6 protein-coding genes are annotated in these 9334 nt (G+C 63.6%); all 6 read right to left on the reverse strand.

All coding sequences use genetic code 11. From position 1 onward, the window contains the following. The coding region (locus ACODSO_RS28730) for a beta-ketoacyl synthase N-terminal-like domain-containing protein (protein WP_489040024.1) at positions 1–3523 on the reverse strand (3523 nt) is incomplete at its 3' end. Positions 3524–3549: 26 nt separating this feature from the next. Further along, the gene (locus ACODSO_RS28735; protein ID WP_489040025.1) at positions 3550–4155 is read right to left on the reverse strand and encodes an SGNH/GDSL hydrolase family protein; all 606 of its coding nucleotides are present in this window, start codon (positions 4153–4155) and stop codon (positions 3550–3552) included. Beyond that, entirely contained in the window at positions 4152–5387 is a 1236-nt protein-coding gene (locus tag ACODSO_RS28740) for an NAD(P)/FAD-dependent oxidoreductase (protein WP_489040026.1), read from the reverse strand. Before ACODSO_RS28740 ends, ACODSO_RS28735 begins: the two co-directional genes overlap by 4 nt. 147 nt (positions 5388–5534) lie before the next feature. Next, positions 5535–7223: an AMP-dependent synthetase/ligase gene (locus ACODSO_RS28745; RefSeq protein WP_489040027.1), complete on the reverse strand. Its 1689-nt coding sequence runs from the start codon at positions 7221–7223 to the stop codon at positions 5535–5537. A gap of 81 nt (positions 7224–7304) precedes the next feature. Then, positions 7305–8237, reverse strand: coding sequence for a LysR family transcriptional regulator (locus ACODSO_RS28750; protein ID WP_489040028.1), 933 nt, complete (start codon positions 8235–8237; stop codon positions 7305–7307). Positions 8238–8384: 147 nt separating this feature from the next. After that, complete coding sequence (locus tag ACODSO_RS28755) at positions 8385–9173, reverse strand: tyrosine-protein phosphatase (protein WP_489040029.1); 789 nt, start codon at positions 9171–9173, stop codon at positions 8385–8387. Positions 9174–9334: the final 161 nt, after the last annotated feature.

Here is a 9334-nt window from a genome sequence, read left to right on the forward strand (position 1 = left end):
GATCCACCATCTCGACCGGGTAACCGGTCTTGTCGGCAACTACTTCGAGCAGGGCACTGCGCAGTTGGTCGGCGCTGACACCCGCGGCCTCCTCGGACACAGACACGACGGTCGGGATCTGAGCAGCCGGCTCCTGGGCCGCAGCGATCGATGCGGTCGGTACCGGGACTGCAGGCGAGGCAGGCGCGATCGCAGCGGGTGCAGCTTCCTGGGTGTTCTGCTGCGCCGCAACCGGTATCGATGGGGTCGAGATCGCATGCCGGAACGGCACGGAATCGGAGATTCCGCCCGCGATCTCCAGTTCGGCGATCCGCCCCATGACTTCGGTCGCACGGGTGTGGCTGTGACTGATAGCCACACCGTGGTCTTTGACCGCTTCGATCGCTCGGATCAAGCCGTCGTCGATCCGGTCGGTGCTGAGAGCCTCCGCGAGGTGGCGTGCGAGTTCGAGCTGGCCGTCGAGGTATCGGTCATGAGTGTCGAGGTGCGCCGAAAGGGGCGACGACTCGTTGGTCGCTGGACGTGGATCGTTGAGAGGCACGGTCGTCTCCGAGGGTCGAGTTGCCTGAGGGGCGGGCGTGGGCTGGACAGGAGCCGGAGCGGGAGCAGTCGACGGCGTCGACGCAGCGGCAGGAGTGTGCGCCGGGGTGAGCGCGGACACTCGGTATCCATCGGCGAGTGCATCGGCGTAGGCCGCACGGCGGGTCGGCGGCACGTACTCGGGCGCGGACAGCGCGACCGTCATACCGCTCCCGGTGCGCGGCGGCGGCGGCGTAGAGGCGTAGCGGTTGACCTGGTTCAACGTGACACCCAACACGATCAACTGAGCGGCCGCACGCTTGAGCGAGAGATCACTGTTTCCGAGCGGACCGATATCCGTAGCTATGGCCACCACGTCGTCGCCCAGAGTGCGATGAACCAGCGAAGTCAGAACCTTCTTCGGGCCGAACTCGACGAACACGGTGCACCCGTCGGCGTGCATCGCTTCGAGCGACGCGACGAATTCGACTGGCTTCAGCAATTGCTCGACAAGCATCGCGGCGTTCTCGGCCGCGTCGGATCCGTACTGCCGATCCGGCGAATTCGCGTAGACGGGAATGGACGGTGCTCCGACACCGACAGCGTCGACTGCAGGTGCAAACGCATCGACCGCGTGCGCGACGTACGGGGTATGGAACGCGGCCGACACCGGGAGTTCACGAGTGGCGACCCCACGCTCGGCGGCGGACGCGATCACCGCGTCGATCGCAACGCGCCCACCGCCGACAACCACCTGATCGGGCGCATTGTGGTTGCAGATCCAGACGTCGTCGATGTCCTGGACGATCGAGTCCACGACATCGCGGTCGGCAGCGACTGCGAGCATCGTTCCGTTGTCACCGTCGGACGTCGGTGCCATCGCAGCACCGCGGGCACGCGCCAGCGTGAAGTAGTCGCCGGTCTCGAGTGCGCCCGACGCCCACAGCGCGGTCAGCTCGCCGAAGCTGTGGCCGGCCAGAGCATCTGCTTCGAAACCGAGTTCCCGGAAGAACTGGTACTGCCCAACCGATAGCGCGCCGATCGCCGGCTGCGCGAATTCCGTTCGACGCAAAGTGGCGTCGTGTCGCTCGCGAGTCTCATTGTCGAAGACCGGCGGTGGGAACACGATTCGGCCCAGCCGTTCGGTAGCGTCCGTGAACGCCACGTTCGCGAGGTCGAACGCCTCGGCAACCGGCGGCGTGTTGAGAAGCGCGTCGGTCCCCATGTCGACGTACTGACTACCCTGGCCGGAGAACAGCGCACCGACCTTGATCTGGGGCAGTGCAGCCGCGCGGAAGAACAGACCCTCCGGATGACTCCACTGCTCGGACTCTCGATTGCGGGTCAGTTGTGCAACGCCCAGCTCGCGCAGCTGCGCCTCGTCCTCGTCATCGACTGCGACGAAGCCGAGTCGCGCATGATCGTCGGGAATGTCGCCGCCGTCGACCGATTCACCGGCGCGGACGGCCTCGATCAGCGAGTCGACATCGGCGGCATGCCACACGTGAACACGGGGCACGCAGTGCAGCGGACGTACGTCCGCGCGGGGCGCGTCGCTCTCTTCGAGTACGACATGGAAGTTGGTGCCACCGAATCCCATCGCCGACACCGCAGCGCGGCGCACCGGTCGCTGCGGGTCACGAATCCACGGGCGCGTCGCGGTGTTCACGTACAGCGCTGCGTCCGAATCGATTCCGGAGTTCGGCGCATCGACATTGATAGTGCCAGGCAGAACCTTGTGGTACAGCCCGAGTGCGAGCTTCATGAGACTCGCGGTTCCCGCGGCACCCTTGGTATGGCCGATCTGCGACTTCACACTTCCGACAGCGGCATACGACGTCTCGTCACCGGCGTCGCGCAACAAACCACCGAGCGCTTCGATTTCCGTTCGGTCGCCGACAGCAGTACCGGTCGCGTGCGCTTCGAACAATTCGACCGAGGCAGGTGAGCACTCGGCGTCGGCGTAGGCGCGGTCGAGCGCGATCCGCTGGCCTTCCGCGCGCGGGGCGTAGATGCTCTTGGACCGCCCGTCGCTCGACGAGCCGAGGCCACGGATGACGGCGTAGATACGGTTGCCGTCGCGCTGAGCGTCCGACAGTCGGCGGAGCGCAACCATGCTGATGCCCTCGCCGAGCAGCGTGCCGTCGGCTTGTGCAGAGAAGGGGCTGATCTGCCCGGTCGGCGACAGCGCGCCGACCTTGCTGAAGCACATGTAGATGAAGATCGAGTTCTCGGTGTCCACACCACCGGTGATCATTGTGTCGGCACGGCCGTCCAGCAGTTCTGCGACAGCGGTCCGCAACGCTGCGAGCGAAGCGGCACACGCGGCGTCCACCGTGCAGTTGATACCGCCCAGTCCGAACCGGTTGGCGACGCGGCCCGCGACCACGTTGGCCAGCAGACCGGGGAACGAATTCTCTTCCCACGGCGCAAACGCTGCGGTGAACTTGTCGGCGATCGCGTTGACGTCCTCGGTCGACAGTCCACAGCTGCGCGCCGCTTCTTTCAGGATCGGCGTGGACAACCGAGCGGCGAGCGGATGCATCAGCGGAACCGGTCCGGTCGTGCCGAGGACGACACCGGTGCGAACAGGGTCGTACCAGGACGATCCCGTCGCGCCGGCGTCGATCAGGAGATCACGAGCAACGCCCAAACTGAGCGTCTGCATCGTCGACGTCACTTCGAGCTGGTTGGGCGGCAATCCGAATTCGAGGGGATCGAAATCGACATCGGGGAGAAACGCTCCGCGGCGGGAGTAGGTCTTGTCCGGGGCAGTCCTGTCGGCGTCGAAATAGTCGTCGAGGCTCCACCGAGACGCCGGAACCTCCTCGGTGCAATCGACACCGTCGACGATGTTCTGCCAGTACTCCCGGTGGCTCGTGGCTTTCGGGAACAATCCGGACATTCCGACGATCGCAATAGGGTTGCGAGCGAGTCGACGGTCTTCGAAGATGTCGGATCCGGTAGTGGATTCGGCGGTCACGATGGTCCTCTCGGGTTTCATGCGAAGTGACGTACGGCGAGCGAATATCAGGCTGCGAGGGTGGTGGCAGTCGTCTGGTAGACGAGTTCCACTGCGGAGGCGGCGAACTCACGATGGCCGGTCGAGCTCGGGTGAAGGCCGTCGGAGGTCCACATCTCGCCCTCCGCCCACTGGGGGGACGCGGCGATGTCGAGAAGAAGCGTTCCTGTGGTGCGGGTGACCTCGACGAGTGCGGCGTTCGCTTCGGTGAAGCGAACGCGCAGCAGTTCCCGGAACGGGTCCGGCACCGGCAGCCTCGCTGGGATGTCCGGGTACGTGGCGGTGAAGACTGTTGCGCCGCCGGTACGCAGCTTGTCGAAGATCGCGTGCAGGTTGTCCTCGAACCGCGGCCGTTCGTAGTCACTCACCAGATCGTTGACTCCCACGACGACACCGTAGAGCGAGGAACGGGTCGCAAGCGCACCGGGAAGCTGCACGTCGAGGACATGTGCCGTCGTGGCGCCGTGTGTGCCGAAGTTGCGAACCTTGTTGCCGCGCAGCCCTATCTGTCCTGCGAACCGCGGGACCCAGCCGCGGAAGCCGCCGCCCTCGACCGGGTCGCCCCGGCCTTCGACGAAGCTGTCGCCGACGACGCTCAGAGTCGCGGTGCTCACGCCGACGTCAGATGTCGGTCGCCGTGCGGAAGGTCAACTTCCGCGTACAGATCGGCGAGATTGGCGGGTGAGAAGAACTCCTCACCGGGGATACCACCGGCGATGAGCCCGAAGAACTTCTTCGTGTACGCCGGACTCTTGCTCGCTGCACGGAAGACCGAGTCGTAGTACGGCGTCAACTTCAGGTCGGAGATACTGGTGGTCAATTCGTACGTGCCTGCGCTCTGTTCGTCACGAGTATTCTGGTAGTCCTCGAGCGCATCGATCATCGGCCGGGAACCAGCCAGACCTTCGTGTACGCGCTCGGAGAGCAGCTCTGCGTACTTGAACGAGTCGGTAATCCCCCACCCGGTGAACGGATCCTTGTGGTAGCCCGCGTCGCCGACCAATGCCCAGCCGGGACCGAAGGAGCGTCGGTAGAAGTTGTCCGGGTAGAGCATCGGACGGAACGGCTCTTCACGAACGGCGCTGTCGCGCAATTCTTCACCGTACTTCGGGTCGACTGCGTCGACGATCTCCTGCATGCCGCCATCGGGGTCCGCACGGAAGTCGCGGAACCGGTCGCGCTTGCGCATGACGGCGACGAGACTGAGACCGTCGTTGGTGGGCCACGACGCGAACTGCTGCTCGCCGAAACCGGTGCGGTGCTGCATCCCCCAGTCGATCCCGGAGTAGTACGAGTAGTAGATGAAGCAGCCACCGGGCGACGTCTTGTAGATGTCCGCGCCGACTTTGTTGGCGACGGTCGAGTTGGCACCGTCCGCGCCGATCACGATCGTGCTGCGGAACTCCTGCTCCGGACCGTCGCCCTCGTGTCCGCGAATTCCTCGCACGACACCGTCGCTGATCACGAGTTCGTCGACGGTGAAGTTCTCGATCACCTCGACTCCTCCTTCGCGGGCGCCGTCGACCAAAATCGAGTCCAGGACGGTGCGTCTCGGGCAGTAGACGGCGTCGAGGCCGTCGATCGGGTCTGCGAACCCGTCGAGGGAGATGTCGGTGTAGGAGAAGTTCAGGTGCCGAATCGGCGGGCAGCCGGACTCGATCACCTTGTCCAACAGCCCCCAGTCCTGCAGCCGCGAGAGCCCTGCCTGGTGAATGTAGTGAGTCGAGACCGTGTCGCTCGGGAACGTCGTCCGATCGACCGCGAGTACTCGATATCCTTTCCGTGCGAGCAACATTGCTACCGAAGATCCTGACACCCTGGCGCCGACAACGATGACGTCGTACATAGTGAATCCGCTCCTGTTCGATCGGTTTTGAGTCTCGTGCTCTCGAATCTCAGTGTTTCTGTCGTAGGGACCAGATGCGTGTCCGAAGAATGGTTCGGCATCGGGCGATCGGTCTGCCCTATAGCCGACCTGGGATCAGTAGGTGTGTTATCGAAGTGTTTGCGGGGTGGCCATGTCGTAGATGTCGGCGATCTCGGCGGCGAACGTCGCTTCGATAGCAGCCCGCTTCAATTTCAGTGACGACGTCAGCAATCCGGAATCGACCGTAAAATCGACTGATAACACACGGAATTGACGAATCGACTCGGCACGCGAGACCAATGAGTTCGCGTCGTCGACGGCCGCTTGCAGCTCGGCGCGTACCAGGGCGTCGTCGAGACCGACCGCTGCCGGGTCGAGGGTGATCAACGCGGCCACGTACGAACGCCCATCTCCGATCACGACCGCATTGCTCACGAACGGATGCAACCGAATTCGGTCTTCCAGCGGGGTGGGCGCCACGTTCTTGCCACCCGAGGTGACCAGAATCTCTTTCTTACGCCCCGTGATTCGAAGATAGCCATCGTCGAGCTCGCCGATGTCCCCGGTATGCAACCAGCCGTCGGCGTCGACCGGAGACCGATCCGCTGCGGCACCCCAGTAGCCCCGTGTGACGTTGGCGCCGCGGACCAGGACTTCGCCGTCGGGAGCTATGGCCACGGTCGTCCCCGGTATCGGCCGTCCGACCGTTCCGATGCGATTGGTCTTCGGCTCGTTCACGGTGACCGCCGTTGCGGATTCGGTCATTCCGTAGCAATTGAGGATATCGACGCCGAATCCTGCATAGAACCCGGCGGTGGAGTCGTCCAACGATGCGCCCCCGGAGATCACAGAGCGCAGGCGCCCGCCCAGCATACCGAGCACTGGTCGCGAGGGAACAGAGGCCGATGCCTGTTTTCCGGACCTGAGCAGTCCCAATCCGTCCGACACCGCAGCTTCCTCCGCACCGCCTTCGAGGTGTGGACGGGCGGCCTTGCGAATCTTCTCGAGGGCGTACGGAACGAGAGCAAGGAACGTCGGCTTGATCTGCGGCAGCGCCGCAACCGTATCGGGAATACCTGGCAAGAGGTGCGTGTCCGTGCCGCCGTACAGCGTTGCGAACAGAATGGTCTGTCCGAACACGTGGGCCAGCGGAAGTCCCAGCGCGGTCACCGCCTGGTCGTCCGCGGCGCCGCCGAACATCTCACCGGCCCGCACAACTGTGTTGGCCGCGGCCGCAAACATGTTGCGGTGACTGAGCATGCAGCCCTTGGCCGGCCCGGTGGTACCGCTGGTGTACACGATCATCGCGAGATCGTCACGATGGACTGCAGCGATGCGATCATCGGGGGCGGTCCGACTGGTCGAACGCGACCACTGTGACACCGTCTCGAACGACCACACCGTTGCCGCACCGGCGTCACTCAGCCGTTCGGCGTCGAACTCGCTCTCGGCGGCGAAGTGGGTGGATCCGGAATCTGCCACGATGTGGCGGATCTGATCTGGGGAGGATGTCGGATACACGGGCACCACGACACCACCGACAGCCAGCACCGCCAGGTCGAGGACGACCCAGTCCAGGCTCGTGCGGCCGAGCACGGCGACGCGTTCGCCCGCGCCCACTCCGGCCTCCACGAGGGCCGAAGCAAGACTCCGAACGCGGTTCGCGACCTCGAGGCACGTCAGCGATTCGGATTGCCCGCGGTCTCGTAGGGACGGTCGACCCGGTGTCCGGTCTGCGGCGTCGAAAATGATGGAGGAGAGGCCCGACTTCTCGGCCAACTCGACGCCGGGCCCGGAGAACGACTGAGGATTCATGAATACCGATTCAACACGTGCAATTCTTGGGCGGCAATGACCAAAAGACTTGCGCGCCAATGGATATTCCTATCCACGATGTCAGACTGCGAGCCCCACTTCCGACGGACATTTCACGCTCTCCGGAGGCTCGATGCAATCCAGGAAGGAATCGACAGCGGGATTCACTTCACCGGCGCGCCAGACCGCGTACAGGTCGATGACCGGAACTGGGTCGAACAGCTTCACGGCAACCGAGTTCGCCCCGACCGCTCCCATTCCAACCGAGGTGGCCCGCGGAAGAGATGCGAACCCGACGAGCGGTTTGACCGACACGACGTGGGCCGTTGCACCCGGATCGTCGGCAGTCTGGGCGATCTTCAGCGCGATCTTGTTGTCCGCAGCCGCGGACAGGATCGAGTCGTACATCGCCGGGCACTGCTCGCGTTCGAACAATACGCACGACTGGTTGGCCAATTCGGCAAACGGAACGCCAGGCCGGCCCGCCCACGCATGCCCTTTGCCCACCACCGCGACAAGGGGAACCCGATGCAGGACTCGACGATGACGAAACTCGGCAGTGTGCGGATGACCGTAGACAAGAGCGACGTCGAGAACTCCGTCCGCCAACGCCGAGAGCTGCGGGCCGGTTCGCTTTTCCCACAAAGAGACCACCAAGTCGGGGTGTTCCTTGCTCATCTTCGCCAATGCGTACGGTAGTACGTGCCTGCTGGCCGGGAAGTTGTACCCGACATTGAGCGATCCCGATCGCCCAGCAGCCGTCGACTTCGCGATGCTCGCAGCCTTGTCCATCTGTTGAACGATCAACCGTGCCTGCGTTACGAATTCCTTGCCCGCCGACGTCAGCTTGACCTCGTGCGAGTTGCGCGCCACCAACATGACGTCCAGAGACTTCTCCAGCTTCTGCAGCTGCGCACTCAGAGACGGTTGTGTCATGTGAAGCCGAGCCGCAGCCCTCCCGAAATGTAACTCCTCGGCGATGGTGATAAATGCCATCAGATGCCTGAACTCCATGGCGCTCTCCCCAATTAGTTCGTAGGGATAACAGTAGCGAGAGGGAATAACTGCACGTGAACGCAGCGAAACCGCACGGTGCAGCCACGGTGTCAGCTGAAGGCCACTGCTGCGGAGAGTTCGTTTCCGCCAAGGTGAGGTGCACGCTCAGTCATTCGGCCCGTCGGTCAGCAACACTCCCCTCAGGTCAACCAGGGCGGATTCGCTGATGCCGATCGCGTTCAGGTAGGCCTCGAACGACCCGTGCACCCGGTCGACGGTCTCCAGACCGTGGCGATAGTACTGTTCACTCACCCCGAGCATGGCGTTCGACGGTTCGATCGGGTTCTCCTCGCCCATCGTCGACCACACTGCCTGCATGTGTTTGCGCAGCGGCTCGATTCCAGAGTTGCTTCGTAGAAAGTCGGCCACGATGTCCGTATCGGACACTCCCACAGCGCGCAACACTGTCGCTATCGTCCATCCCGCGCGGTCCTTACCAGCGGCGCAGTGCACCAGGATCGGCCCCTCCCCCGCTGCCAGTACTGTGACGACCTCGCGTATCGCGTCGAACGCGCCCTCGAGTGACGAATACGAGGAGTACGTGTGCATCATGTGGCCGAGCTGGTCGTCTTCGTCGCGCGCAACACCACCCTCGTGCGGAGCGGAATCGCCCTTGTGGTTCCGGTAGGGAGTATTGCGTAGGAGGACGCCGACGGGAAGGCGATCGGCCCCGCTACGCGCTATTTCGGCATCGCCGCGAAGATCGAATACCGCCTTTACTCCAAGCCTTCTCATTTCGGTGCGGCCGTGTTCGTCCAACTGTGACAGCTCGGATGATCTGAATAGCATCCCACTCCGAACGGCACGCCCATCCATTGTTCGGGCGCCACCGACGTCCCGGAAGTTCCATGCTCCGGACAATCGAAATTGGTCGATGAAGATCTGCTTCGACATGAGCGCGCATCACCCCTGCATCGCGATAGGAGCACTTCCCGAAACTGCCAAATCCGACAAATGGTGTCGGATATCTTCATTCATCTCTTCCAGCGCACCTGAAGTACGGGCCATTCCTCGTTCGATGGCGGCGATGAGTTGTGGTCGTAGTTCGGCGGCGG

The sequence above is a fragment of the Rhodococcus sp. FG69 genome, assembly GCF_057808915.1.